This window comes from Nitrosospira sp. Nsp2 (genome assembly GCF_003050965.1).
GTDB lineage: Bacteria > Pseudomonadota > Gammaproteobacteria > Burkholderiales > Nitrosomonadaceae > Nitrosospira.
The window spans coordinates 1-26,701 of the sequence record NZ_QAOU01000010.1; the positions used below are offsets into that span (position 1 = coordinate 1).

A 26,701-nucleotide genomic window follows, 5' to 3' on the forward strand; every position below is an offset into this window, starting at 1 on the left:
GGCATTGCAGCACAAATCATCACCCGCTACTCCAACCTGACCGATGTTGTCTGGAACGGACAGAGCAAAGTCATCCTCAACAACCGGATCGTACCCTGATCTGACCGGCTGACAGACTGAAATCAATACGGCCCTGCTCGCACAACCGCGCGAGCGGGGCCGTATCATTTCGTGCGATCACTGTGCTGGTGTTACTGTACGGGACCGATAACAAGTGATACGTTATTCATTCCCTGCCGGAACAAGGACCTCGCGGTTGCCATTCGTTTGCATCGCTGAGACAAGGCCGGCACGTTCCATTTCCTCGATCAACCTCGCCGCCCGGTTATATCCGATGCGCAGATGCCGCTGTACGAGCGAAATAGACGCGCGACGGGATTTGAGCACCACCGCGACAGCTTCATCATAAAGCGGGTCGCCCTCGCCGTTTCCTTGTCCGGCCATCCCTCCATTCTCATTTCCGCCGTTCTCTTCTTCAACTGCGCTCAGCACGCCATCCACATAACGCGGTTCACCATGCTCTTTCAGGTAATTCACGACCCGGTGAACCTCCTGATCGGCGACAAAAGCACCGTGAACACGCTGTGGATATCCGCTTCCGGGGGGGAGATAAAGCATGTCCCCCTGGCCCAGCAGCGCTTCTGCGCCCATCTGATCTAGTATGGTCCGGGAGTCCACCTTGCTGGACACCTGAAACGCCACCCGCGTTGGAATATTGGCTTTGATAAGCCCGGTGATCACGTCTACCGAAGGGCGCTGTGTGGCAAGCAGTAAATGTACGCCCGCAGCGCGGGCTTTTTGCGCAAGCCGTGCAATCAACTCTTCGACTTTCTTGCCCACCACCATCATCAAGTCGGCAAGTTCGTCAATTACCACCACTATCAATGGCATCTCTTCCAGCGGCTCCGGCGTATCTGGGGTCAAACTGAACGGGTTGGTAAGCGGCTTCTCGTCCCGCATCGCGTCCCTTACTTTTTGATTGTACCCACCAAGATTGCGTACCCCCAGCGCTGACATCAGCTTATAACGCCGTTCCATTTCCGCCACGCACCATCGCAGGGCGCTTGCCGCCTGCCGCATATCCGTCACTACCGGCGCCAACAGGTGCGGAATGCGCTCATAAACGGACAATTCAAGCATTTTCGGGTCAACGAGAATCAGCCGCACCTGTTCAGGGGTAGCTTTGTAGAGCAGGCTCAGTAGCATGGCGTTAATTGCGACCGATTTTCCCGAGCCGGTCGTACCCGCGACCAAAACATGAGGCATTTTCGCCAGGTCCGCGCATACCGGGTGGCCTCCTATATCCTTACCCAGCGCGATGGTCAACGGAGACCCCATGTCGGCATAAGCCTGCGAACTCAATATTTCCGAAAGCCGCACCACTTGACGCCTGGGATTAGGAATTTCCAGCCCCATACTGGTTTTGCCGGGGATCGTTTCGACTACGCGTATGCTTACCACCGACAGGGACCGGGCCAGGTCCTTCACGAGATTGAGAATCTGGTTACCTTTCACGCCAACAGCAGGCTCGATTTCGTATCGGGTAATGACCGGACCAGGGTATGCGGCCACCACTTTGACCTCTACACCAAAATCGATCAATTTTCGTTCAATCAGGCGCGACGTAAATTCAAGCGTGTCACTCGATAGCACTTCGACATCCTTCTTCACCGGCTCATCAAGGAGGTGTAACGGCGGCAGGGGCGAGTCCGGCAAATCAATAAACAGTGGCGTCTGTTTCTCCTTGATCACCCGTGGAGACTTGGCAATGACAGTCGCCGGCTGCTCGATATGCAAAGGTGGATTTTCCTGAAAACGTTTTTTTCCCATCTCCACCAATTCATCGCGTTTAATCGCCGAAACCGCGCCGGCGCGGCGGTCTTGCCAGTCCTCCCAGTGGCGCTTGACGAACAGACAACTCCCCTCGACTACGGCACCGAGCTTCTCGACGAAGCGCAACCACGACAAGCCGGTAAACAGGCTGAAACCGATCGCGATCAGTATTAACAGCGCGAGCGTCGCGCCGGTAAACCCGAGCGTCTGGGACAAATGCTTGCTGATAACAAGGCCCAGTACGCCGCCTGGGGTCTGAGGCAGTGTCATATTAAGCGTATATAGCCGCAGCGCCGCAAGCCCGCTGCTCGCAGCCAGCAACACAGTAAAACCGGCGACGGAGAGAAATAGCGGGCGGCGATCGAATATCCCCCCGTCGATGCGGTGGTAGATCCACGACACCAGAAAGACAAAAAAAAGCACCACCCACCAGGCCGAGACGCCGAATAGATACAGCAGCAAATCCGCGAGCCAGGCCCCGGCCAGGCCCCCGGGGTTGCCTGCGGCGGAAGTTTCGCCGCTGTGTGACCACCCCGGATCGGCGCGATCATAACCCTGCAATATCAGCGCCAGATAAAGGGCCACGCCCAGCAGCGCAAGCCCGGCAGACTCGCGCAGCAGCCTGACGGCCCGGGGTGGCATGGGATTGGAGCCCGTTTTTTTTGCCATCGGCTTGTTGACAAAGCTCATGGATAATTACTGGCTAAGGAAAAGCAAACAAGATAGGGCTTGATTATATAGCGTTAAGCCAGACGGGCACGGTTAGCGGAAAAGCAGCGCCCGTGAATTAAGCTCGACTCCATTCTTTTACTTAGGCGCGGTTATGAGCCTGCTCTTCCATATCCCCAAACTTTTCGTCCAGGATTTCAATCCAGTGCGCGACCGGCAATTTCGCGCCGCTCCGTATATGCATGAGGCAGCCAATATTGGCTGTCGCTATTCTTTCGGGGTCGTCAGACTGCAATGCAGTTACCTTATTTTTGAGCAGTTGTTGGGATAACTCCGGCTGCAGAATAGAATAGGTGCCGGCGGAGCCACAGCACAGGTGGGCGTCTGGCACATCAGTCAATTGAAAGCCCGCACTTACAAGAATTTTTTCCACTACGCCGCGAATACGCATGCCATGTTGCAACGTGCAGGGAGAATGAAAGGCAAGCCTGGCGCCTTTTTTTCGTTTGGGCAAGTTGTCGAGAAGCAAAGCAAGCTTTTGGGCTTCAGCTTCAAGGACTTCGCTGATGTCCCTGGTCAATTCCGAAATGCGCGCCGCCTTTTCCGCGTACGCGGTGTCATGCCTCAATAGATGACCGTATTCCTTGACCGTCACGCCGCAACCGCTGGCGGTCATGACGATCGCTTCCACCTGCCCCCCAGGCTGGACGTACGGCCACCATGCGTCCACATTGCGTCGCATATAATCCATGCCTTCCTGCTGGGCATTAAGGTGGTAAGACAGAGCCCCGCAGCAACCCGCATCCGGTGCCTTGATAAGCGAAATGCCCAGCCTGTCGAACACGCGCGCGGCTGAGGCGTTAATCTGGGGCGCCAACGCCGGCTGAACGCAGCCTTCGAGTACCAGCATCCGGCGGTTATGACGCAAAGGGGGCCAGGCAGCTCCGGATTCTCGGGATGATGTTTCATGCTTGAGCAGAGATACGGAGTTCTTCAGCCCACCCGGCAGTAGGGGGCGGGTAAACCGTCCCAGTTTCATCAGTGCTCCAACAACGCCCGGCCTGGCTAACGTCTGGCGAAGCGCATATCGCATCGAACCGTCAACCAGCCGCCGGCCCACTTTCTTTTCAACAATACCCCGACCAATATCCACCAGCCGCCCGTAGCGAACTCCCGACGGACAAACCGTCTCGCAGGCGCGACAGGTAAGGCACCGGTCAAGATGCAACTGCGTCTTTTCGGTGACGGGCGCGCCTTCCAATACCTGCTTCATGAGGTAAATCCGCCCGCGCGGACTATCCAGTTCATCGCCCAGCAATTGGTATGTGGGGCAGACGGCAAGACAGAATCCGCAATGCACGCAGCTCCGCAGTATCTCGTCTGCTTCCTGTCCTTCCGCAGTATTCTTGATGAAATCGGCCAGATTGGTTTGCATATTATATTTCCGGATACATTCTGCCCGGATTAAGTATACCTGCGGGATCGAATTTTTCCTTGAGGCGGCGGGTGATCCTCATCATTTGCGGCGTGAGCAGATGAAATACCGCAGCGGAAGACTCGCCATGGCGAAACAATGTCGCGTGTCCCCCCGCGGTGCTCGCTGTTTCCCGCACCGCTACTTGCAACGCGTCTCCTTCGTCATCAGCTGAGAGCCAACGTAACGCTCCACCCCACTCAATCAATTGCGCTCCCGGCAGCGAAAGCGGCGGAGTAGTAGATTTGACCGACAATCGCCACAGCGGTTTTCCGCTCGAAAAAAACGAGTGCTGCTGTTCCCGCACCGAGTCCCAGAAGCCGGCGCCGTCCCTCAACTCTTCGCCGCCGATTATTGCATGCGCCGCTCTCACAGCGGGTTCAGCGCCGGAGAGCCTCAATATAAGCTGATCATCCCAAAAACAGGTAGCGGAGACAGGTAGCGGTTTGCCGGCCCAGAGATTCATCCTGCGGATGGCTTCGGCCTCGTCCATCGCCATTAGCAGCGTAACCTCTATTGCCGGCCGCGGCAGAACTTTCAGGGAAATTTCCAGCAGCAAGCCCAGCGTTCCCAACGATCCCGCCATCAAACGCGAGACATCATAGCCGGCCACATTTTTCATGACCCGGCCACCAAAGCTCAGATCGTTTCCTTTGCCGTCGAGCATGCGTACCCCCAGGACGAAGTCCCGTACCGCTCCGGCATTGGCCCGGCGCGGACCGGACAACCCGGCAGCGACACATCCGCCGAGGGTTGCGCCGGACCCAAAATGCGGTGGCTCGAAGGCGAGCATTTGCCGGTGCTTCGACAGTTCAGCCTCAAGATCAGTCAAGCGCGTTCCACAGCGAGCAGTAATAACCAGTTCGGTCGGTTCGTAATCCACCACGCCGGCATAAGTGGTGGGATCGAGGACGCTGCTGAGGTCGGCAGGATCGAGAGGCGGGCAATGTCCGTAAAAATCCTTGGTGCCCGCGCCACGTATTCGCAATGGCTTTCTTTCCTCCGCCGCGGCGCGAATCTTATCGGCAAGCTGATCGATGAGGTATTGCATACGATGGAGCGATCAGCCTTTAAAAAAATTAGAATCTCGGCAGTTCGGCAAATTTTTCTTTTCCCTGATGAACGTGCATGGCGCCATGCTCGGCACAACGGCGGAGGGTGGGCACGGCCTTTCCGGGATTCAGGAGTCCGGAAGGATCGAATGCTGCTTTTACCGCATGAAACATTTCCAGCTCCCCAGCCTTGAACTGGGAACACATCTGGTCGATTTTTTCGATACCAACCCCATGCTCGCCGGTAATGGTTCCGCCGGCCTCAATACACATCTGGAGTATACGTGCGCCAAACTCCTCGGTTAGTTCAAGCTCTCCGGGCCGATTGGCATCATAAAGAATCAGGGGATGCAAGTTGCCATCGCCGGCGTGGAAAACGTTCATGCAACGTAGACCATATTCGGCAGAAAGCGCTTCGATCCCGGATAATATGTTTGCAAGGTTTTTGCGTGGAATGGTCCCGTCCATGCAATAGTAATCGGGTGAAACACGGCCTGCTGCCGGAAAGGCCGCCTTACGCCCAGCCCAGAATCTGAGCCGCTCCGCGTCGTCGCGGGAGGTCCGGATGTCGATCGCGCCGCTCATCTTCATGATTTCGTTGATTTGGCGGATTTCGTCTGCCACTTCCTCCGCCCCGCCATCAGATTCACACAACAGGATCGCCGCGGCCTCGAGGTTGTAGCCTGCGTGGACGAATTCCTCCACGGCGCGCGTTGTAATCTGGTCCATCATCTCCATGCCCGCAGGAATGATGCCCGCCGCGATGACATTGGCGACCGCATTTGCCGCCGCCCGAATGTCAGCAAACCCGGCAAGAACCACCTGTGCTTTTTCCGGCCTGGGAATGAGTTTGACCGTAGCCTCCGTCACAATCCCCAGCATTCCCTCACTGCCGGCCATAAGCGCGAGCAAGTCGTACCCGGGGGCATCCAGACCCTCGCTCCCTATTTCGAGGATCTCGCCCTCAATGGTTACTACGCGCAATCCGGCAATGTTGTGAACAGTTAGACCGTATTTCAGGCAATGTACGCCCCCTGAGTTCTCCGCCACGTTACCTCCGATGGTGCATGCGATCTGCGAGGAGGGATCGGGAGCATAATAGAGGCCGTGGGGCGCCGCCGCCTCGCTGATAGACAAGTTGCGCACCCCTGGCTGCACCCGGGCAGTACGCGCCAGCGGATCAATTTCAAGTATGCGTTTCAGTTTGGCGAGCGACAACAGAAGCCCCTCTGAATGGGGTAGCGCGCCCCCCGAGAGTCCCGTGCCAGCGCCGCGCGCGACTACGGGAATCTCAGCAGCGTGACAAACCCGTAAAATTTCGACCACTTCTTCTTCCGTCCGGGGCAGCGCAACAACCATCGGCGCCTGCCGATAGGCTGAAAGGCCGTCGCACTCGTAGGGCCTAACGTCCTCGATCTCATGCAGCACGGCTTCAGGTGGCAAAAATGTGCGCAGTCGCGCCGCCAATTCAAAAGCATTCATTTCAATTCATTAAATCCGGTTTATCGAAGCCCTGGTCAAGTCCCTTGTTCACATCCCGGATCTCATGATTGGCCAGCCTCTCCAGCACTTGCACCATTGCCGTGCTGTCCAGTCGGGCGCCGCCGTGAGCGATGCATGAGTTGAATAGCTCCTGAACAGCAGCTGTATTGGGCAAACTGACGCCGAGCGTGCGCGCGCCAGAGAGGGCGAGACCCAGATCCTTTTGATGCAGTTCGACGCGAAATCCCGGATTGAAGTTACGCTCGATCATTCGCTTGCCGTGGATCTCCAGCACCCGGGATGAAGCGAATCCACCCATGAGCGCCTGCCGCACCTTGAGAGGGTCTGCCCCCGCCCTGGATGCGAAAAGCAATCCCTCGCCTACCGCCTCAATTGTAAGCGCGGCGATGATCTGGTTGGCGATTTTGCAGACCTGCCCTGAGCTGTTGGGGCCGATCAACGTTATACTTGAACCGAGCAGTTCGAGAATGGGCTTTATTCTAGTAAATACGGCTTCGGTCGCGCCTACCATGATGGTAAGGGTAGCATTCTTCGCGCCTATGTCGCCACCGGAGACGGGCGCGTCGACGTAGTCGCAACCAAGCTTGTTGATAGCGGCGGCAAATTCCCTGGTTTCGAACGGCGATATCGTGCTCATGTCCATCACCAGCTTCCCCGGGCTCAGTCCACCGGTGATACCATTCTCGCCGAAAAGTACCCGTTTTACATCCGGTGTATCAGGCAGCATTGTAATAACCAACTCAGCGTTTCGCGCTACCTCACTGGGCGAAGAACACGCCCTGCCGCCACGCTTGAGCAATTCCTCAGGCACCCCGCTACGGGAATGCAGAAATAGCTCGTATCCTCCACCGAGAAGATGCCCCGCCATAGGCCGCCCCATTATGCCGAGGCCGACAAAACCGATTTTCGTCATGTTGCACTCATCTATATAATGTGCCGCTGCTTCCAGCATAGCAGCGCGACGTGGAAGTTTACACCAGCGGAAACCCGCTGCATGAAAAACCCTGGAGCACGTGCTCGACAGGGAAGTGAGTCAGGCTCATTTGAAGCAGGTCCTATCGAGCCCGGATGACAGGACAAGTGTTGTTCAACCTTACAGGTGAATCTACAGCTACAGCTGCGGTTATTAATTTCGCGTTCGTCATTAAACTTTTCCAACCCATCCTAATCAAACCAATTCATTATTCAGCCCATTTACATGATGCCAAGCGCGAACAACATGTGCCATTTTTTTATTCTTATGCATGACAAAGGCCTCCCCAGCACCAAAGGCGCCTCGAAAACCGGGCGCATCCAGAACGGGGCAACGGCTGCCGTTTTCGTTAGAGGGGAAGCGTAAGCATGAGTTCTTCACCTGTGACTATCATTGGTAGCGGCCTTGCCGGATACACCGTGGCGCGGGAATTTCGCAAGCTGGACACAGAAACACCCATACAGATCATTTCAGCGGATCATGGCGGTTTTTACTCCAAGCCGACCCTTTCCAATGCTCTGGCGACCGGAAAAACGCCTGCGTCGATCGTTACCGCCACGCACGACAAAATGGCCGAGCAGTTGAAGTTGACCGTCCGTGCCCATAGCCGGGTGACGGCAATCGACGCTGCCACGAAAAGCGTGAGGCTACAGAACGGGGAACAGCTGTCGTACAGTCAGCTCATTCTCGCGTTAGGGGCTGATCCGATTCGACTGCCTCTGGAAGGCGACGGAACGGAGGCTATTCTGTCAGTCAACGATCTTGACGACTACCGACGGCTGCGTGGCATCCTGGAAGGGAAAAAGGATGTGACGATCCTGGGCGCTGGCCTGATCGGCTGCGAGTTTGCCAACGATCTGACCATCGCCGGTTACCGCGTGCGGGTCATTGACTTCAGTGCGCAACCTCTGGGCCGGCTTCTGCCCCAGGCAGGAGGGGCCTTCATGCAGCGTAAGCTGGAAGCAGCCGGAGTGGTTTTTCACCTGGGGACCACGACCAGAAGCGTGGAGCGCATCCATGAAAGCTTGCGCGTAACCCTCTCCAACGGGGAAATCATACAAACGGATGTCGTGCTCTCCGCGGTAGGGCTTCGGCCGCGAACTGCCCTGGCTGAAGCAGCCGGGATCGAGATAAATCGCGGCATTAAGGTCGGGCGCTCGCTGCAAACCCGCCATGAAGGTATCTATGCGCTTGGCGACTGCGCGGAGATCGAAGGGAGGGTGCTCCCGTTCGTCATGCCAATCATGCATGCCGCCCGCGGCCTTGCGGCGACGCTTGCGCAAAACCCTACGCCAGTACGGTATCCTGCGATGCCGGTGCTGGTAAAAACACCAGCCTGTCCCACGGTGGTGTCACCGCCCGATGCCAGCGCGCAGGGCGAATGGCTGGTCGAGGAGGACGCAGACAGCGTCAAGGCATTGTTCAAAAGCATGGACGACAAATTGCTTGGCTTTGCGCTGCTCGGCGCATCAACCAAGGAGAGAAACGCGCTTGCCGCTCAGTTGCCGGCAGTGATGGAATGATGCCAGCTACCCGGACTGCGCTACCAGTTCGGGCATTGCAAGGGATTAGATGCCCCGGCGCCGCGAGAGGGTCCAGGGCATTTATCCCGCGTGATCAGTAACCCTTCGAACGCATACACGAGGCGTACGCTTCGCGATACTGTGCATCATGTGATTTGGTTTCATTAAGTCCATAAAGCGATCCCCCGGCCGCGCCGGTTACCCCACCAATGGCGGCTCCCTTCCCGGCCCCGCTCCCTCCGCCTGCGATCGCACCGCCGGCAGCGCCAACTGCAGCGCCTATGGCGGCACCCAGAGCGGCGTTTTTGAGTACTTCTTCGGTTTTGCTGTCTACCCGCTCATTCGCGTACTGGTTGCAAGCCTGCATGACCGACTGTGAAGGATGTGCAGGCTGGGCCGCCCGGCCCGGATGTGCAGTTTGTGGCGGAGGAGGGGGCACGCCGGCAGAAGCGGTTCTAGTTGACTGCCCGCCCTTCTCTCCCACCCCAGGGGCAGGAGTCAACTCGACTTGCGCAGCGGGAGATTCAGGCTGCCCTGTCTTTGAATCCTTTCCGGTGATCATCAAGGTTGCGCCAACGCTTGCACCCACCAGCAGTATTCCAATGGTTACAAGCTTCCAATAATTAACCGATTCGTTTGACACTTGATCTCCTTCTTAAGTCTTCTGCCACTATTACCTCAACTCCCCGCTACCCCGGTAAGCGTATCTCAGTGAGCGCCGTGATCCTTGTGCTGATGGCTTTTATGCTTGCCACCCTTATCCTTATCCTTGCCCCCGTTTTCATGGCCCTTATGCTTACCTTTTCCATTCGCATGCTCATCCTTCGCTCCGGAATGCCCTGCGTGGTCTTGATGCCTCACCTCGGATCGTTCCTGACCTTTCGTGGCGCCCGAACTCCACTGAGCATTTGAGTTCGCGCTTCCCTGCTGTCCCATATGCTCGGTTGCCTTACCGCCTGCGCCGCTAGGATGGTCTCCATGCTGGCCCCCGCCACCGTCGCGCGCCAGCACTGCATTGCCGCCCATGAGAATAAACCCCGCCAATAACACCGTTGCACTTTTACGCATGACTGCTCCCTCTTGTAGTTTAAATCCAAAGCCAAGTTAGCCGGCTTCATTACTGCTGAGCCGAGCGCACAGAATACACAACATCATGTTCTTTGCGAACTATCACGTTTTTTTTATATTACCTGTACCCGATTAGCGTGACCATTGGACTTAAGTACACTATTGAAACAGAAAGCAGGTATCAAACCATTTTCATATCTCCGATAACGCAACGCCTATTCCCCTCGTTTACAAGCTCCTGAACTGCGACTGCTGGGGTGCGGTATATGCGGTATGGGGTGAATTAAACTCGGCCACTTCGCACCAGTTTTCGACCCGGCCCTTGAACGCCGAATTCTCCGTTTGACACTCTTGAAGAGTTGTGAATTTTTTGTGAAATTTTTGGTTTTGCAAGACAACGGAATCTTCCACTGATGCGTTATATCCACATGGCCGCAATGAAAACAGGATTTCGGAAAAATCCTACTTCACTCCCGGCATGGAACATACCTACTTCTATGGATTGGAGACATAAATGAGAAAAATAAAATTGATCTGTGTCGCGCTCGTCCTGCTCGGGTCAATGCCCACAAACCATGCGTGGGCAGGCAGAGGCCACGGACACCATAATCATGGGCACCATAATCATGGGCACCATCAGCACGGCCACCATCACCGAGGGGGTCACGGAGGAATTGGGCTGGCGCTGGGGCTCGGCCTACTAGGTTATGGCCTTGGCTACTATGGCAGCCGGGCTCCTTCCTATCCTCCCTCATACGGCTACCCGCCGGCTTCGGGCTACGCACCTGGTTATGGCGGTTATGGTTATGCGCCGAGTTACGCCCCCCCCGCCCCGCCGGGTTATATACAACAGTGGGGAAGGTAAGCAACTTGAGGCACTGATTGTTTCTTTCGATAAACGCAGCCATCACGGAATGGAGTTACGGAATGAGAAGAATGAGCTTGCTCTGCGCTGCTTTGGTGCTGCTTGGGTCAGTCCAGGCCAATACTTCATGGGCGCGTGGAGGTCACGGCCATCACCACCACGGCGGGCACCATCATCACGGCGGCCATCATCACCATGGCCATCACCACGGAGGGGGATGGGGCGGGTTTGGTCTGGGGCTGGGGATGGGGATGGGAGTATTGGGCTACGGTATAGGTTCGATGGCAAGAGCACCATACTATCCACCTTCATATGGCTATCCGCCTGTAGGGTATGGCGCCAATTACGGGTATCCGCCAAACTACGGTTACGCGCCGGTCGCCCCCGTCGTTTTGCCGCCGTCTGTACCCCCAGTTTATATTCAGCAGGAGATCGTGCAGGTGCAGCCGGCCGCACAGGGTGCCAACTATTGGCATTACTGCCGGCAGCCGGAAGGCTACTATCCATACGTTAAAAACTGCCCTGGCGGCTGGCTTCAGGTTGCTCCTGAGCCGCGTCAATAAGGCGAGGCGATGATGGGAAAAGTTCTCCGATTTTCCGCCCTGGTGGCGATTTCTTCGCTAGCCGCTTGCGCCAGCGTCCCGACTGGTCCCAGCATGATGGCCCTCCCGGGCTCTGGCAAAAGTTTCGAACAGTTCCGCCACGACGATTACTATTGCCGACAGTTTGCCCACGAACAGATTGACGGCACGACGCCGAACTGGGCGTCAATATCCAGCTCTGTCGCGAGCGCTGCCGTTGGCACTGGACTAGGCGCGGCCGCGGGCGCGGCATTGGGAGGTGGACGAGGCGCGGCTATCGGGGCAGGGACCGGTCTGGTGGTCGGCAGTTTGGCCGGGACGCATACCGCAGGGGCATCCGGATATGCCAGCCAGCAACGCTACGATAACGGATATGCATGTATGGCAAAGGTCATCGTGTGCCCGTACCCGGGCAGATAGCCAACAACCCTTACATGCGCGGCGTCAACCAGCACATGAATCTGTCATACCCATCTTATCCTCCTGCCAGAGGTGTGCAGAGGAACCCCTTCCCGCCACCCCCGCCTCCACCTCCTGGCATCCCCCCACCACCCCCACCGCGATAGGGCCCAACGAATTGCCTCAAACGCTTCATTAATTTTCAGGATGACAGGGGTCATTTAGTCCAGCAGCTTGCCACCAATTTGCTTTAATGAAGTTATGAAATGGCAGTTCGTTCCAGGCGCGCTCTTCGCCCTTTGTTGGGGATTTCCTTCCTATGGAGAGGACTATGCGGCCTTGCGTCAAAAAATGGTGGCGGAGGTGATCGCTGCATCCGGTAGTGCGCCGCCTTCTTCCGCCGTTACGGCTGCCATGGGAACGGTGGAGCGCCATCGTTTCGTGCCGTCCTGGCTGGCGCTGTTTGGCTATCGCAACCAGCCCCTTCCCATCGGCTATGGCCAAACCATTTCGCAGCCCATTGTGGTTGCACTGATGACGGATCTGCTCAGGGTCAAGGGTGGCGACAAGATCCTCGAGATCGGTACGGGCTCAGGTTATCAGGCGGCTGTTCTGGCGGAAATCGCCAAATCGGTCTATAGCATCGAAATTATCGAGCCACTGGGACAGCAGGCCACGGAGCGGCTCCAGTCTCTCGGCTACCACAACGTTCAAATCAGGCTCGGCGACGGGTACTATGGCTGGCCGGAGGCGGCACCATTCGATGGCATCATCGTAACAGCGGCTGCCAGTCACGTGCCGCCCCCTCTGCTCAAGCAGTTAAAACCGGGCGGGCGCATGGTGATCCCGCTTGGCGCGAGTTTCATGACTCAATATTTAATGCTGGTGGAAAAAAAACCCGACGGTTCGGTCTCCAGTCGCCAAATTGAGCCGGTGAGGTTTGTCCCGCTGACCGGCGGGCACTAATGCCGCGGCCGCCATTTATCGCCATTGCGCTGCTCTCCGCGTGCGTCCTGGCGTATGAGGTCCTGCTGACGCGCTTGTTCAGCATTGTTCTGTGGCACCACTTCGCCTACATGATCATCAGCGCTGCGATGCTCGGGTACGGCGCAAGCGGGGCAGTACTGACGTTGCTGCAGGACAAGATCGCCCCGCATGTCGGAATAGCCTATGTGACGGCCACTGTGGGGATGGCTGTTTTGATGCCCACCGCTTTTCTCCTTGCGCAACAGGTTCCTTTTAATCCACTGGAACTGTTATGGGATAAAACCCAGCTTACGGGACTGCTCGCGATCTATCTGCTGATGATGGCACCCTTCTTTTGCGGCGGCCTGGGGATCGGCCTGGTGATGTGGCACTTCGCCCGCCAGGCTGGCCGTATCTATGCTTCCGACATTCTGGGCGCGGGGGTCGGCAGCCTTGGCGTTATTGCTGTGCTGTTTCTCGCACCGCCTCACAAAATACTGGCCATTGTTACCGCACTTGCTTTTCTCGCCACCGCCGTCGCCATATTAGAAATGAAGATGAAGCGGAAATGGATGGGCGTTTTTCTTGGACTGGCTTTTTTGATCGCCATGGTTGTACCCAGCACCTGGCTGAAAGGCGTTCCTTCTACCTATAAGGATTTGAGCCAAACGTTGAATATTGCGGGGACGCGTTTGCTTGATGAGCGCTCCAGCCCGCTGGGGCAGGTGTCAGTAGTGGGAAGCCCGCGTATTCCGTTCCGCCATGCGCCGGGAATGAGTCTCAACGCGATGGACGAGCCTCCGCCCCAGTTAGGCGTGTTCGTAGATGGTGATGGGCCATCTGTGCTCACACAGTTCGATGGCACTTTAGCGCCGCTGGCTTACCTCGACCAGCTTACCTCAGCGCTGCCCTACCATGTGCTCAAGCCGTCACTTAAACCGCCGCATGTTTTGGTGCTCGGCGCCGGTCCCGGCAGCGATGTTCTGCAGGCGCTCTACCACGGTGCGTCTGCTGTGGATGCGGTAGAGCTTGATCGCAACGTAATCGATCTGGTGGAGCAGCGCTTCCGGGAGTTTGCAGGTGACCTTTACCATCGGCCCGAAGTGCATGTGCACAAAGCAGAGGCACGCGGCTTCGCCAACACGACCACCGACCGCTATGATCTCGTGCAGGTGGCACTGCTGGACTCGTTCGGCGTCGCCTCGGCGGGGTTGTACGGCCTGAGCGAAAGCTACCTTTATACGGTAGAGGCGTTACGGACCTATCTAAGCCGCTTGGCGCCGGGAGGGATGTTGGCCATCACCCGGTGGCTTTCCCTTCCACCCCGCGACGCGCTAAAACTGTTCGCCACAGCCGTGATCGCCCTGGAACAAGACGGTGTGTCCAGCCCCGCTGCACGCCTTGTCATGATAAGGGGATGGAAAACCGTTACCGTGCTGGTGAAGAACAGCGATTTCACGCCAGTGGAAATCGAGGCGGTCAAGGAGTTCTGTCGCAAACGTTCTTTCGACGTAGCCTATTACCCAGGCATGTCGGCGGATGAGGCAAACCGGTACAACCTCCTGGCGCAACCGTACTTCTTCGAGGGAGCGGTGGCACTACTGGGCTCGCAGCGGCAGGATTTTATCGACCGGTACAAGTTCTACATCGAGCCAGCCACGGATGACCGGCCTTATTTTTTTCGATTCTTTAAATGGAGCGCAGCCGCGGAACTGCTCGCTTTGCGAGAGCAGGGCGGCATGCCGCTACTCGACTGGAGCTATCCCCTGCTGGTCGCGACCTTGGTCCAGGCGTTTGTCGCCAGCGTTCTTCTGATCCTGGCGCCGCTGGCCGTATCCCGTGCCCGGCGCGCGCTGCCCGCCGCGCCGGTCGCGCTGTACTTTCTCGCCATTGGTCTGGCGTTCATGTTTATGGAAATCGCCTTCATTCAGAAGTTCGTGCTTTTTCTTGCCCACCCCTTGTACGCAGTCGCAGTTGTTTTGTGCGCGTTTCTGGTGTTCGCCGCCGCCGGTAGCTGGCTTACCGCACGATTGCAACGCGGAAAGATGGGCAGGAGCTACCTGACAGTGGTAATAGTAATAATGGCGTCGATTTCCTTAACCTATCTCATGATCCTGCCGGAGGTGTTTAAAGCGCTTATCCACCTGCCCGATCCGACAAAAATCGCTATTTCCATTGCGTTGATCGCCCCACTCGCGATATGCATGGGAATGCCCTTCCCCACTGGCACAATGCGGCTCGCGAACACCTCGCAAGACAGCGTACCGTGGGCATGGGCGATCAATGGCTTCGCTTCGGTAGTGGGGGCAGTCCTTGCAACGTTACTCGCAATTCATCTTGGGTTTGCCGCGGTGATCATCCTGGCTGTCCTGATCTATGCTGGGGCGGCTGTTGCATTGCGTAGGTTCGCATGACGACCGTACGCGCAGAGGCTGTCGGAAGAGTCAAAAATGCCTTAGCCGATGAGTGACACGAATGCCAGTCAGGTGATGATCGGAGGACATCCCTCATATAATCGGTCCACAACTCGATCACGTACCCGACAGCCCGGTATTAGGTGCCGGCTGACCGTTTTACTGAACCGCATCGTAAGATCCGAAACGCGTGCCGGTGCTCGATGTATCTCAGCCTTCGCCCATTGTCGGCCAGATCAGAAAGACTTGGACGGTTGTACTTAAAACATGCTGTTTATCGGCTATGCTTTAAGTGCCAATTTTTTTGCGCCAAACTGACCTGTCATGGGAGTAACTACCGTGCCTGATTCTGTCACTGATCTCGAACTCGCAGTTGCGCCCGTAAGTGATTTAGGCACTCGTAAGCCAGAGCAAGGAATAGGCTTGTGTCTTTCGGGAGGAGGATACCGAGCGATGATCTTCCACGTCGGGGCACTCATCCGTCTGAATGAGACCGGATACCTCTCGGAGTTGAAACGGGTTTCCGGTGTCTCCGGGGGATTAATCACTGCCGCATTGCTTGGCCATAAGTGGAAACAACTCGATTTTCACAAAGGCCAGGTTTTAAACTTGACTCGGGAAGTCGTTGATCCTATTCGAGCGTTTGCGCACGAAACAGTCGATCTCCGTTCTGTTATTACCGGGGCACTGCTACCGGGAACGATCAGCGACAAGATGGCTGCCGCCTACAGGAAATACCTGTTCGGCGATGCTACGCTTCAGGACCTGCCTGACGATCCTCCTCGTTTTGAAATCAATGCGACCAACGTGCAGAGCGGTTCGCTGGTATGTTTTTCCAAACCATACATGAGAGACTGCAAGGTAGGGGAGATTCACAATCCAACAATCGCCTTGGCCGAGGCTGTAACTGCTTCGTCCGCGTTTCCGCCCTTTCTTTCGCCCGCGTTCATTGATCTCAACCCCGAAGCATTCAGCCCCCCGGTCGGCGAATCCCTGGCAGCCGACAGTTATCGTAAGCGAATGGTGCTTACTGACGGCCGGATCTCTGACCAGCTTGGCTTAGAAACAGTGTGGAAGCGTTTAGATACGGTGCTGGTATCTGATGGGGGCGGGAAGTTTTCTCCAAACGCAGACCCGGGCGAAGACTGGCTTCGCCACACCGAGCGTGTACTTGATGTGATTGACGACCAAGTGCACAGGCTACGCAAGCGGCAATTGATCAGTTCATTTGAGGCGGGACTACGAAAAGGCTGTTACTGGGGCATCACGACCAATATTGCCGACTATAAGCTTGCGACCGCCCTGCCGTGTCCGGTAGACCGCACCTCCAGCCTGGCTGCCGAGCCGACAAGGCTTTCAGACATGTCCGATAGAACCCAGGAACGCCTGATAAATTGGGGCTACGCAGTCTGCGACGCAGCGCTGCGCCGCCACCTCGATCCGTCTCTTAAAATTCCTGCAGGTTTCCCCTATTCTCGTGGTGTATGAGCCAGATTCCGTCCGGGATATCGGGCGAGGCAGAATCAGGGACGGTGAGTGTGACGAAAAAGGGTTGTAAATCAGTGTGCAAAGCTGACGGGGGGTTTCCGTCTAATATCAGGTTGCATATTTTTGACGACAGCCACATCCGCCAAAGCGGAACGCCGCGAGATTACAAAACTCGCGGCGTTGCTTAAATCAACATATAACCCCTATCGCGAACCGGAACATTGGGACGCTAAACGCTGATCAGGCTCAGCCTACACCACCGCTTCTGCAGCCCTGGCAACTATTCATGAAGTAACTCACTAGCGTCACTTTAGCGGGGTCGGTACCAGCGTATTCAGTATTGTCCACGAAAAGTCTGATTTGAGTGTCCCGTCGAATACGGGGTCGTTAATACTCATGTAGAAATCAGTGGCGTACGGCATTCCAGTTTTAGGGCTCGGTACGTAGGCCGCCATGTTGTGACAGGTCATGCAGTTGGTCTGAATACCTGTTGTGTTATTGACCGTACCATTGATCGGGCGACTAATGCCGAATGTGTCAGGCCCGAAACCGGCTTCCAGGTAGGGATTATAGCCGTAAACGGAGCTACCCACGTTCTGGCCTCCTGTAATCGGCTGCGGGGGCGCAACCGTGTAGTAGGCAACCGACATCGCATAATGCTTGGCTGCCTCATCAAGGTAGCTTAAAGGGCGGGCGGTGGCGATAGCTGAGGAACTCGGCTCAAAGGGCCGATCCGCGTTGGCGGACCACCAAAATGTTTGCCACGTCCACACCTTGTCCTCGCGCGTGGTCACATGCATCCCCACCAGAATGGCGTAATCGCCCTCGGCGACCTTGATACCGAGTTGGTTGGTCAGATAGGCCGCATCGTCTGCCGAGACTTTATTGTGAATGAAATTATTTAGGTAGAAAGTGCTGGCTGCCGTCCTATTCTTGCATCCCGGGTCATTACTATTGCCACCCGCGCCACTTAAGGTGTTGATATCGACATATACGCAACTGTTCCAAATGGATTCATCGAAACCTTGTTTTGGATCCGGAGGAGTAGGGCCGGGCCAGCCGGGAAATGTATAAATCCCATTAGGCACGGTTTTGGAAATAATCTTATATACGGGCTTTATCGTTATAGAGTTATTCGGGAAATTGGGAATTTCGGTGTAGCCATTTTTCATGTATTGCTGCAACGTACTTTCATAGAACAACCGGTTGGCGATCGCATGCTCCGCACCTGGAGGATTGTAAGCAACCGAGACAAAGATATTGGTGTCGGGAGCACCGGTAGCAGCCGCAGCCGCAACAGCCTTGACATTCATCGCCTTTGCTTTCGGTTTTTGGCCGTGTCGGAATTGACGTGGCACTGACAACTCCAGGCCAGGCCGTTTTAGCGGAGCGGCCACTCCTTTCAGGCTGGCGTTGACCGGAGCGCTACGGAAAATGATATTCGACGGCACGGTCCAGGTCTGGAACGCGCGAACGGCAATACCGTCGATAAGGCCGACTTGTTGCGTCAGTCCTGACCAAATGCCCCAACCGTGTCGATAGATCTGATTTAAATCCCCCGCGTATATCCACTGGTTCAGCAGCGTTTCGGATTGGGGGAAAACGAAATTGGGATCCGGTTTCGGCAAGTCGGGCAGACAAATCAAATTTCCGTCGATATTGCCGATGTCGCCATAATGACTGATAGAGTTCAGGCAAGATCCTAACGTGTTGAGCTTGGTTGCATGAGAAGCCCCATTTAGCTTTTTACAGGTAGCCGCCAAGGCGTCACCGGCGACTGAGACATTGGTACAAGAAAGTTGATAGCTGCCATTTGGGATGTTCTGCGAATGGACCGGTAAGGTGATCGCCTGAGCAGTAAGGCCAAACAATAGTGCAAGGTGATGCGTGTTCATTTGGATCCTTTTTCGGTAATCAGTCGTGAAAATGAAAGTTGCCTCTGGTTTTTCATTTAATCGTCTCGTGAGCGCTTTCAGGCAACACTGACGACCGCCAAGTAATCGCGGATAAGTCCACACTCAATAACAGCGATATTTATAGTATTTGCAGTGCGGCTATATTTACTGTTAAGAAAGAGCTTTAAAGACAGGTCTTTTCTCAACATGGGTTCAACCACGTTCAGTGGAGCGTTTGAAGAGATGCCGCAATTTTTCTGCGCGGACAGGGAGAGGCGTGAAAGGGTGAGAGGATGGAAAGCTGCGCCCCGATTTAGGCAGGCGTTCTATGGCATAGCCGCTCTCTAAAAATTTGGGGGCAATTCACAGCGATATGAAATTTTGAATAGTGATGGGTGGGTCAAGTTATGACCGTCGGACGGAAACCGATTGGTCCGACCGGAGTTGATGGGCGAAACTCAGGGGGGTATAAGTAAGGTAAAAACTCCAGGAAGGTAAGTAATAATCAACCCTCCTGACGACGAGGTATGAGGCGGCCCTGGGCCAGAAGCACAAGCCCAATAGTTGCGGGCTTAACGCTCCCATGACCTTATCGGCATTTAATTGTTTTGCTCAGTACGTTTAAAATAACGGCGTCGGGGCGACACGAGGACGTTAGCTCATCTTTCCATCCTGTCCCAAACCTGCCCTCTGCGGCGCGCCAGTGCCCGTCCTATAAAACACCTATTTGAGCAATGAAGCAATCTGCGTGCGGGTGCCCGAATCCACCCCCGAATGCAGTGCGCGGTTGAGATAGGCTGCGCCTTCCGCATATTTACCTCCCTTCATATAGGCAACGCCGAGGTGATAATAGGCGTTGCCTTCCGCCAGGTTGTTGCTCTCATGGGAGTGATCATCTGACTCGTCGTGGCTGGAAAGATGCTCACGATGATGCTGTGCGGCTTTAACGGCGGCTTCCAGCAGCGGCGTTCCTTTTTTCAGGTCGCCGGACTGCACTAGTACCCATCCATAGGTATCTTGAATTGAGGGCTCATTTTGAGCCAGGGCATATGCGCGCTCGGCGAGCTTCTGAGCTTCACTAAGAGTGGATGAATCCGTCGATAGATTAAGGGCGAGCTTTTGCAGGGCGGGGGCGTGATTGGGCATTTTTTCCACAATGCGGCGATATGCGCTGTTCGCCTGGGCCGTTTTTCCTGATTGATCCAGGATCGATGCGAGCTTGAACAGCAGGGTTGGATTGTCCGGGTTGGCCTCCAACGCTTTCTGCAACGTGCTCTCAGCCTTGGGAAGCGCGTTTGCCGAAATGTAAAGATCTCCCAATTCGACCCACGCATCCACAAAAGCGGGAATCAGTTTCACCGCCTGCAGAAAACCCGCTTCCGCTTCGGAGGGCTTGTTTTCGTGGATGTACAACATAGCCGCCAAATAATGGGCTCCTGCAAACTGTGGAGACTCTGCGAGCAGTTCATTTACCGTCCTGAGCGCTACGGCATACTGGTGATTTCGCGCCTGAGCCTCGGCAAGAAGGTACTTCACGGACGGATTTTGGACGGAATGCTCCTTCAAAGTCTTGATGGCGTCGGCTGGGCTTCCGCGATCAAATTGCAATGCCGTCAGCCTTGCCAGCAGCGGAGACAAATCCTTTTTTTCCGCCTTCGATACCAGCGACTCCAGAACCCCGATTGCCTGCTTCCGATTCCCTTCGAGCACATACACTTCGGATAACTGAAGAGAAGCCAGCCTGCTATAGGCGGGATTTTCCTTGATGATGGCCTGTAACCGCTCGCGCGCCTTCGGATAATCCTTCTCCAGCTTGAATAGCGCAGCCTGCGCCAGGCGCAGATCCGGATTTACCGAAGGTAGTGTTTTTTCGAGCGACCGGATGAGCCTCGCTGCAGCGGCCTTGTCTCCTTGCTCCAGATAGGCAGAAGCCAGCACCAGTTCGCCCCCGCGACCGGTTCGAGAGGAATCTGCTTTTCCAATCAGGGGGGCCAGCAGTTTAATTGTCTTGTCGTATTGCTGCGTCTGATTAAAGAGCTTCGCTGTCAGGACGTGAAATTCTGACATCATGCCCGCCCCGAAGCGGGGGTCCCCAATCGCCTCGGTATAGTGCCCAAGGGCAGCTTTCGTATCGCCCTGAGTTTCCGCCAGCCAACCAAGATAACGCCTCGCCATCCCATCGGCTTTGTTGATTGATACCACTCGCTGTAACTCGGCCGCCCCTTCCTGTCTTTGCCCGTCCATCAGCAGAGAAACGCCAAGCTTGGAACGAGCGGAGGTTTGGGCCGGATTTACGCTGAGAACGCGGCGAAAGGAGACAATCGCCATTTTCCAATTTTTTTCTTCCATAAATATCAGACCCGCTACTTCCGTGGCGCGCGGGTCTTGCGGATGCCTGGCAAGAAACCGCGCCAATTGCAATTTAGCTTCCTTGCGCTCGCCCTGTTTCAGCAGCGTCACTACATCCTGCAACTCATTGTTAACGGCGATAGAGGCATAAGGGGCGGCAGAGGGTGCGTTGGCCGGATTATCCGGCTGCAACTCGAGCATTACCGCAAAAACGGGAGTCAAACCAAGGGCTGTGGAGAACGCCAGGGCAACCGATATCGCCTGGCGACGGAATAAGCGCATCGAAATCTCCTAAATGTAACGATTTGTAAGTTTGCGGGCTATCACGGGATGACGTAGCCCATGGAAGCGGCGACGGGCCGCACTGCATCAACCGCTTGGGGCGGCATATGGGAAATGTAATTACGGTAACGTTGGATAGACGAGGAATAGATAGGACGCGAAATCTGCTCATAGCTTGCCGTTCTGGCTACACGCCTGTTTTCGTGAAACTTCAGGCATGCGGGATGGTAAGCGGCGCCTATGAATTGCAGCAAATCTCGGATGCTCAATTCGGGCTCATGGATGGTATTTTCATAGCCGACTCTCATATACCGCAACTTATCTATCCGCGGCGCCAGCTGTTCAACATGACGCCACGTGCGCGCGATAGCGTGTGCCGTGTCAGCGAGGGTCAGAGACCAGTCATTCCCCCATAAAAAATTCTGTGAAAAGACCGACAGCATGGAATCCAGCGGATGCCGCAGAACATGGATAACGGGCGCGGCCGGGAATAACAAATGTATCAGCGGAAGATGAAGCATGTTGAAAAGGGATTTATCCACAATCCAGCGCTTTCCTTGGGTACCTTCCTGCGCGGTAAGTCGCTCCATATAGGCATCGCGCAGGTCAAGCAAAGGACGCGCGTCTTTATTCGCCAGCAAAGCCTCCAGTGCCGCCGGCAAATCGGCTCCCGCCCCCAGCCGTGTCGTCTCCAGATGCGAAAGAAAGGCCAGCTCTCCGGCTGCGCCTATCTCGGGATGAGACGCGAGTATCTGCTCGATTAGCGTTGTACCCGAACGATGAAAACCTACTACGAATATTGGGGTCGAGTGGGAATCGGCTGCGGTTGAACCAATTAACTCCCGGAGCTCTGCAATTTTTTGGGGAGTAAAGTAGGTTTCGGCAATATCCAGTGCCTGGAACTCGGCGAGAGGGTCGTGCGTAATATTGCGCAGCCGGGCGAGCACTTGTTTAGAAGCGGAAAAAGCTTCATAAGCTTCCGCATACTGGCCCATTCCATCCAAATTGTGGGCTCGTTCGTTATGGATGGAGATATAGGTGCGCTCACTTGCGGTCGTAGGGTCTATCGCATCCAGCGCGCGCAGGGCTTCCGGCCATTGTTTCCTGCGCCGCAAGCACTTCGCTAAAACCACCTGAGCGCTTGCGTTACCGGCTTGTAAATGTAGAGCCCTATAGGCGGCGGCCGCGGCATCCTCGGGCTGGTTGTTCAGTTCGAGCATCGCTGCCAGGCTGGCATGCGCCTCAGCATAACCGGGACCGTTTAAAACGCTTTTCTGAAAAAATTGAACTGCCTCCTCCACGCCTCCTTGATAGTAATAAACGTGTGCGAGGTTGTGATACGCCTTCCAGTTATCGGGATTAAGCTCGATTACCTGCCTATACTGTTCTCCCGCCTCGGGAAAAGCGCCCAGTTCGAAATATGAATTTGCCAGGTTAACGCGCGCGTCTTCGAAATCATTCTTCTCGATCAGCGCCCGGGTAAACTGAAAGGCAGCATCCTGATACCGCTGCGTCATGGCTAACGCCGTGCCGTAATGATAGAACGCTGCCGCATCGCGCAAACCGTTGGCTATTGCCGCTTCCATAAATGAAATCGCTCTCATGGTCTCGCCGGATTGCAAGAGGGCGTAACCCATCAGATAATTTGCTCCCGCATGATGTGGCTGACCCAAAAGTACTTGCCCACATTTTTCGGCGGCCGTTACATAGCGATGGGCTTGTAATAGCTCAATTACCTGCGAAAGCGACACAACTTTCTGGTAGGAAGGAATAGGCTGGACCGTGTTGGCACCGCAACATTGCTTATACTTTTTCCCGCTGTTGCATGAGCAAGGACTGTTCCGACCGAGTTTTCCGGTGGTTGAGGTCATATAACCGGAGTGCATTGCCCGGGCCCTTCGTGAATCAAGAGCTCGCCAGCTCGTTGCGCCCCGACGAACTTCATCAGGAATGGTTCAGCTAAAAGCAAGAAGATCTTGTTATAGGAAAGCCGAATAAACATTTGTGTCGTCGATAATATTAAATGTTGCTCGAATGTTGCTTGAGGCACATTTGGGACTGAAGGTGGAGGATTCTGAATCCCCCACCTTCTCGCTCAGAGATTGCCTTACTTCACGCGTTTACGACGTCCTGCAACGCCCAGCCCCATCAGGCCCAGGCCGACGAGGGACAGCGTGCCAGGTATGGGAATCTGTCCGCCGGGCCCATTGTCGTTCCCAAGGTTAATAGTCAGCAGCCCGATATCAGTCAACGATCCATCGGAGGCCTGCACTTGTGCGACGTACGTTCCTACCGCCGAGCCTGTTGAATTCCACACGAACTGCTGAGTAGCGGAATTGAAGGTTGGCGCGTTGATACCTCCCCCCAGGAAACCAACGAAACTCCAGGTTAAACCTCCGGGAGGATTGGGATTGCCATCATCCGTGGCGGTGAACTGGAAGTTGATGGTGTCGCCTACCAACGCATTGATGACCATGTCCGACACAACTGGAGCGAGGTTGCCGCTGCCCGTATTGACCGCGTCAAACAGCCAGTCAAATTCCACGCTACTGCCGTCGCTCGAATTGATGTGGCCGCTGAAGGCATAATCAGCGCCGATGTTTCCATCGGCGTTGTCCGGATATGTCGCAGTATTGGCTGCAGAGATGAATAACTGACCGGTAACGGGATCAATGGTGAAACCTGGCGGTTGGGTCGGAATGCCATTCAAAATCTGGTCGTAGCTTAACGTCAAGCCGGGACCTGCGACCGCGCCCAGGTTGCCCGAATAGTCGCTTCCCCGAACGACCTCAGGCTGAACCGCACTAAAGTTGAAGAGAATGGGCGTGTTCGCGCTGGTACCGTTCCACACAATCGTGGAATTCATCGTCCAACTGGTAGAACTGTTGCTGCCGGGCCAGTTAGCAATGCCATCAACACGGCAGCAACTGTTGCCTGTGATGCTAAAAGTCCCGCCGCCGGACAGCTGGAACGTATCGACATTTGTTACCTTGGTAAAACGAACGTCGGATGTATCGATTACGCTCGATGCGCGACTAACAAGGCTCGCCCCACCTACGTTTGACGCGACGCTGCTTACTGAAGTCGGCCGCCAAAAGCTCGTGGTTGTAACCGTTAGTTTCCCGTCTGAGTCAACGGAAGGAATCATTGCCGCGCCTCGAAAATGCGACGCGTCCGCCATCCCACCGCTGAACGCTGCGATGACCCCCGCAGCGATTGCTGTGTGTTTCAAATTTTTCATATTTCCTCTTATTTATTGTTTTAACGACAAAGAACATCCAGTATTCCCATCCCCCGAACCACTGAGAAATAGCAACACCCGGTGCTCTAACCAAGGGAAAAGCACAAAGCGTGCCAACCTTTGCGGATCAAAAGGCCTACCGAGTAACCCGTTGTCTGAGAATGGTTACCTATCTTAATGAATCGGTACTACTGCCGAAAAATGTCAAGGTATCCGACAACGAGGAGAAAATCTCATGACGGCTTGGGGGCTGGCATGATTGGGATTATGTGGGGACTCGCAACTGTGCCGGGTTGAAGATTTAGCACGGCGGTTTAAGCGTTGGCAAGGTGGACTTCCATTCGATAGAACGCGAGGACACTTGCGAAGGTTACGCTTCGTGGGCGCTACAGGAACGTCGCAACGTCGACCTAGACTGGCGGAAGACCTCCGAGCTTTTTGGCCAGCACATGAAGCAACATACGCTTGTTTCGCTCGAGTCGGCGCGCAGCCCCTTGGGCCTGGCATTCTCTTCTTCCAACTGCCTTAAGGGGCGCAAATCCCGATAGCCCGGGCGCGCCATGCTTCTTCCGGTTTTAGAACGTGCCGTCACCGATGATGGCCACCTTGCCTCCATACCCCTCCAACTGGCTTCCAAGCTCGGCCTCTTTCAGGGAAAAAGCATCTGCTGCTCCGTACACTTTCTCTTCTCCACCCCACGACTTCTTTCCACCAATAGTGAAAATCATGCAGGAAATGCTACTTTTAATTGGGTACCGTTTATTGGGTGGGGTCACCTATACTTAAATCGATCTTGCCAGTTTTGCCAGAAGCGGGACTTGCCGAGACGATCTGAAGTACGGCAGCGTCACTAGAGGATTTGGGCGGACCAAAGGAGGTTTCCGATGGAGCTTACCGGAAAGGCACAAGAAGGAACTTGGGTGGCGGGTGTGAGAAACGTGCTGGCCACACCGCTAGCGGGGGTGGCGACAGTTCTATATGCCATCTGGCAATTGGTGACAGAGCAGCAGTTTTTCTTGCGCACATTTTTTTTTGAGCGAATGGGTAAACGCGGTGTAGCTACCCTGCCGCTAGGGTATGGAAATGTTTTGGCACTGAAAAGCATCATGCTGTGCCAGCACCTGTCTCATAATCCCGACCTTTTGGGGGAGGCTCGTCGGCGTACGGAGCAGCGGATATTGCAGCGATTGCAAAACTACGGCGTGCCCTGCAGGAAAGTTCTGTCCATTTCTGAATATCAGCCTGGGGAGATCGAACCGGACCGGTTTTACCGGGAGCACGTCAAACTATCCGTTCCATGCGTGTTGCGAGGATTTGCAGGCCACGCATCGACAGACTGGACACTCGCAAGATTGGCGGAGCGGTTTCCGGACACCGTGGTGCAGGCGCTGGACAAGCGCAGCAAGAAGATGATCAATGCGAAACTCCACCAGATTGCAGAGGATCGACGGCGCGATTTTATCCCCCAACAATTGCTGCTCGACCAAAACCCGGCTTTCTACAAATATTTTAGTATTCCACGCTCCCACGCATACTTCCCGGTCATGGGCCGGCCATCGAAACCCGTTCTCAGTTACCTGATTCTCGGCCTGGGGGCGGGATTGAACGCCAACTACCATTGCGAGGAAGGCCCCAACTGGTATCTTGCCGTATCGGGGTCCAAATGCTGGACCTTGATTGAATCTGAATATTCCTGGCTGTTATACCCTGCCGCGCTGGGGAACGGTATGCGTCGATTCGCAGGGTTCAGCGCCGATGATCAGGGCGAACCGAAGGACCGTGATACGTTTCCGCTGGTGGAATACGCCCCGCGCTATGAGTTCGACCTGCACCCGGGTGATGTCTTGTTTTTCCCGGCATGGATGTGGCACAAGACAATCAACCTCAATGAAGAAGGCCTGGGAATTACATGCCGGTACACGGCGCCAACGAAGATGTCGAACAGGTATTTCCGCGGCCTGCAACTGCTCTCGGGTGGTTTCTGGAAAAGCTGCGTCGAAGTCATCAGCTGCAGCATACGCGGCAATATGGGCGATTTGGCCGCCGACACCGATCACAACGAGCAGGAAACCGGCTTGTACTGAAACAACCCCCGACTGATGTAGGAATAGGATGACTTCGGTTGG

Annotated in this window: 20 protein-coding genes and 1 pseudogene; 9 read left to right on the forward strand and 12 right to left on the reverse strand. The window is 55.4% G+C overall.

Annotation, left to right across the window (positions count from 1 at the left end):
* Positions 1-99: pseudogene (locus C8R31_RS16675) on the forward strand (methane monooxygenase/ammonia monooxygenase subunit C); the annotation flags it as partial.
* A 123-nt stretch (positions 100-222) separates the two neighbouring features.
* Here the strand turns inward: C8R31_RS16675 and C8R31_RS14950 are convergent.
* The 5 genes from C8R31_RS14950 to C8R31_RS14970 all read right to left on the reverse strand — a co-directional run bounded on the left by C8R31_RS14950 (position 223) and on the right by C8R31_RS14970 (position 7,444).
* A complete protein-coding gene (locus C8R31_RS14950; RefSeq protein WP_107694906.1) occupies positions 223-2,523 on the reverse strand; it encodes a DNA translocase FtsK in 2,301 nt (766 codons plus the stop codon).
* A 121-nt stretch (positions 2,524-2,644) separates the two neighbouring features.
* Positions 2,645-3,937 carry a glycolate oxidase subunit GlcF gene (glcF, locus tag C8R31_RS14955; RefSeq protein WP_107694908.1) on the reverse strand — a complete coding sequence of 431 codons (1,293 nt, stop codon included), beginning with the start codon at positions 3,935-3,937 and terminating at the stop codon, positions 2,645-2,647.
* Between the two features lies 1 nt (position 3,938).
* Positions 3,939-5,027: a glycolate oxidase subunit GlcE gene (gene glcE, locus C8R31_RS14960; protein WP_107694910.1), complete on the reverse strand. Its 1,089-nt coding sequence runs from the start codon at positions 5,025-5,027 to the stop codon at positions 3,939-3,941.
* Positions 5,028-5,055: 28 nt separating this feature from the next.
* A complete protein-coding gene (locus tag C8R31_RS14965; protein WP_107694911.1) occupies positions 5,056-6,510 on the reverse strand; it encodes an FAD-linked oxidase C-terminal domain-containing protein in 1,455 nt (484 codons plus the stop codon).
* 1 nt (position 6,511) lies between these two features.
* Complete coding sequence (locus C8R31_RS14970) at positions 6,512-7,444, reverse strand: 2-hydroxy-3-oxopropionate reductase (protein ID WP_107695004.1); 933 nt, start codon at positions 7,442-7,444, stop codon at positions 6,512-6,514.
* Between the two features lie 428 nt (positions 7,445-7,872).
* Here C8R31_RS14970 and C8R31_RS14975 point away from each other — a divergent pair, with 428 nt between their 5' ends.
* Positions 7,873-9,027, forward strand: coding sequence for an NAD(P)/FAD-dependent oxidoreductase (locus C8R31_RS14975; protein WP_107694913.1), 1,155 nt, complete (start codon positions 7,873-7,875; stop codon positions 9,025-9,027).
* Between the two features lie 94 nt (positions 9,028-9,121).
* Here C8R31_RS14975 and C8R31_RS15880 read toward each other — a convergent pair whose 3' ends face one another.
* On the reverse strand, positions 9,122-9,670 hold the full coding sequence (locus C8R31_RS15880; protein WP_146164610.1) for a hypothetical protein: 549 nt from the start codon (positions 9,668-9,670) through the stop codon (positions 9,122-9,124).
* Positions 9,671-9,735: 65 nt separating this feature from the next.
* Positions 9,736-10,095 (reverse strand): hypothetical protein, encoded by a 360-nt coding sequence (locus C8R31_RS14985; RefSeq protein WP_107694916.1) that lies wholly within the window; start codon positions 10,093-10,095, stop codon positions 9,736-9,738.
* Positions 10,096-10,609: 514 nt separating this feature from the next.
* On the opposite strand from C8R31_RS14985, the gene C8R31_RS14995 reads away from it, so the two are divergent.
* The 6 genes from C8R31_RS14995 (at position 10,610) to C8R31_RS15020 (ending at position 16,808) form a co-directional block, all read left to right on the forward strand.
* Complete coding sequence (locus C8R31_RS14995; protein ID WP_107694919.1) at positions 10,610-10,960, forward strand: hypothetical protein; 351 nt, start codon at positions 10,610-10,612, stop codon at positions 10,958-10,960.
* A gap of 62 nt (positions 10,961-11,022) precedes the next feature.
* Positions 11,023-11,523 carry a hypothetical protein gene (locus tag C8R31_RS15000; protein ID WP_107694921.1) on the forward strand — a complete coding sequence of 167 codons (501 nt, stop codon included), beginning with the start codon at positions 11,023-11,025 and terminating at the stop codon, positions 11,521-11,523.
* Between the two features lie 9 nt (positions 11,524-11,532).
* Positions 11,533-11,961 (forward strand): YMGG-like glycine zipper-containing protein, encoded by a 429-nt coding sequence (locus C8R31_RS15005; RefSeq protein WP_308811281.1) that lies wholly within the window; start codon positions 11,533-11,535, stop codon positions 11,959-11,961.
* A 240-nt stretch (positions 11,962-12,201) separates the two neighbouring features.
* On the forward strand, positions 12,202-12,906 hold the full coding sequence (locus C8R31_RS15010; protein ID WP_107694922.1) for a protein-L-isoaspartate(D-aspartate) O-methyltransferase: 705 nt from the start codon (positions 12,202-12,204) through the stop codon (positions 12,904-12,906).
* Entirely contained in the window at positions 12,906-15,320 is a 2,415-nt protein-coding gene (locus tag C8R31_RS15015) for an SAM-dependent methyltransferase (protein WP_107694924.1), read from the forward strand. The genes C8R31_RS15010 and C8R31_RS15015 overlap by 1 nt, the downstream gene beginning before the upstream one ends.
* Before the next feature lie 324 nt (positions 15,321-15,644).
* Positions 15,645-16,808, forward strand: a complete 1,164-nt coding sequence (locus C8R31_RS15020) for a patatin-like phospholipase family protein (RefSeq protein WP_107694926.1) — start codon at positions 15,645-15,647, stop codon at positions 16,806-16,808.
* 305 nt (positions 16,809-17,113) lie between these two features.
* Here the strand turns inward: C8R31_RS15020 and C8R31_RS15025 are convergent, their stop codons facing one another.
* The 5 genes from C8R31_RS15025 to C8R31_RS16110 form a co-directional block, all read right to left on the reverse strand.
* Positions 17,114-18,703 (reverse strand): hypothetical protein, encoded by a 1,590-nt coding sequence (locus C8R31_RS15025; RefSeq protein WP_107694927.1) that lies wholly within the window; start codon positions 18,701-18,703, stop codon positions 17,114-17,116.
* Between the two features lie 723 nt (positions 18,704-19,426).
* On the reverse strand, positions 19,427-21,334 hold the full coding sequence (locus C8R31_RS15030) for a tetratricopeptide repeat protein (RefSeq protein ID WP_107694929.1): 1,908 nt from the start codon (positions 21,332-21,334) through the stop codon (positions 19,427-19,429).
* A 41-nt stretch (positions 21,335-21,375) separates the two neighbouring features.
* Complete coding sequence (locus tag C8R31_RS15035) at positions 21,376-23,220, reverse strand: sulfotransferase (RefSeq protein WP_107694930.1); 1,845 nt, start codon at positions 23,218-23,220, stop codon at positions 21,376-21,378.
* Between the two features lie 221 nt (positions 23,221-23,441).
* Complete coding sequence (locus tag C8R31_RS15040) at positions 23,442-24,575, reverse strand: hypothetical protein (protein ID WP_107694932.1); 1,134 nt, start codon at positions 24,573-24,575, stop codon at positions 23,442-23,444.
* Between the two features lie 575 nt (positions 24,576-25,150).
* Positions 25,151-25,303, reverse strand: coding sequence for a hypothetical protein (locus C8R31_RS16110; protein WP_181320647.1), 153 nt, complete (start codon positions 25,301-25,303; stop codon positions 25,151-25,153).
* Between the two features lie 156 nt (positions 25,304-25,459).
* On the opposite strand from C8R31_RS16110, the gene C8R31_RS15045 reads away from it, so the two are divergent.
* Positions 25,460-26,659 (forward strand): cupin-like domain-containing protein, encoded by a 1,200-nt coding sequence (locus C8R31_RS15045; RefSeq protein WP_107694933.1) that lies wholly within the window; start codon positions 25,460-25,462, stop codon positions 26,657-26,659.
* Positions 26,660-26,701: the final 42 nt, after the last annotated feature.

Excerpts from the sequence above, each read along its gene's own strand:
- C8R31_RS15040 (WP_107694932.1), bottom strand. The coding sequence starts at position 24,575 with ATGAAAAATTTGAAACACACAGCAATCGCTGCGGGGGTCATCGCAGCG.
- C8R31_RS15035 (WP_107694930.1), bottom strand. The coding sequence starts at position 23,220 with ATGCACTCCGGTTATATGACCTCAACCACCGGAAAACTCGGTCGGAAC.
- C8R31_RS15010 (WP_107694922.1), top strand. The coding sequence starts at position 12,202 with ATGAAATGGCAGTTCGTTCCAGGCGCGCTCTTCGCCCTTTGTTGGGGA.
- C8R31_RS14985 (WP_107694916.1), bottom strand. The coding sequence starts at position 10,095 with ATGCGTAAAAGTGCAACGGTGTTATTGGCGGGGTTTATTCTCATGGGC.
- C8R31_RS15045 (WP_107694933.1), top strand. The coding sequence starts at position 25,460 with ATGGAGCTTACCGGAAAGGCACAAGAAGGAACTTGGGTGGCGGGTGTG.
- C8R31_RS14995 (WP_107694919.1), top strand. The coding sequence starts at position 10,610 with ATGAGAAAAATAAAATTGATCTGTGTCGCGCTCGTCCTGCTCGGGTCA.
- C8R31_RS14975 (WP_107694913.1), top strand. The coding sequence starts at position 7,873 with ATGAGTTCTTCACCTGTGACTATCATTGGTAGCGGCCTTGCCGGATAC.
- C8R31_RS15000 (WP_107694921.1), top strand. The coding sequence starts at position 11,023 with ATGAGAAGAATGAGCTTGCTCTGCGCTGCTTTGGTGCTGCTTGGGTCA.
- glcF (WP_107694908.1), bottom strand. The coding sequence starts at position 3,937 with ATGCAAACCAATCTGGCCGATTTCATCAAGAATACTGCGGAAGGACAG.
- C8R31_RS15015 (WP_107694924.1), top strand. The coding sequence starts at position 12,906 with ATGCCGCGGCCGCCATTTATCGCCATTGCGCTGCTCTCCGCGTGCGTC.
- C8R31_RS16110 (WP_181320647.1), bottom strand. The coding sequence starts at position 25,303 with ATGATTTTCACTATTGGTGGAAAGAAGTCGTGGGGTGGAGAAGAGAAA.
- C8R31_RS14970 (WP_107695004.1), bottom strand. The coding sequence starts at position 7,444 with ATGACGAAAATCGGTTTTGTCGGCCTCGGCATAATGGGGCGGCCTATG.
- C8R31_RS14950 (WP_107694906.1), bottom strand. The coding sequence starts at position 2,523 with ATGAGCTTTGTCAACAAGCCGATGGCAAAAAAAACGGGCTCCAATCCC.
- C8R31_RS14965 (WP_107694911.1), bottom strand. The coding sequence starts at position 6,510 with ATGAATGCTTTTGAATTGGCGGCGCGACTGCGCACATTTTTGCCACCT.
- glcE (WP_107694910.1), bottom strand. The coding sequence starts at position 5,027 with ATGCAATACCTCATCGATCAGCTTGCCGATAAGATTCGCGCCGCGGCG.
- C8R31_RS15030 (WP_107694929.1), bottom strand. The coding sequence starts at position 21,334 with ATGCGCTTATTCCGTCGCCAGGCGATATCGGTTGCCCTGGCGTTCTCC.
- C8R31_RS15005 (WP_308811281.1), top strand. The coding sequence starts at position 11,533 with ATGATGGGAAAAGTTCTCCGATTTTCCGCCCTGGTGGCGATTTCTTCG.
- C8R31_RS15020 (WP_107694926.1), top strand. The coding sequence starts at position 15,645 with ATGGGAGTAACTACCGTGCCTGATTCTGTCACTGATCTCGAACTCGCA.
- C8R31_RS15025 (WP_107694927.1), bottom strand. The coding sequence starts at position 18,703 with ATGAACACGCATCACCTTGCACTATTGTTTGGCCTTACTGCTCAGGCG.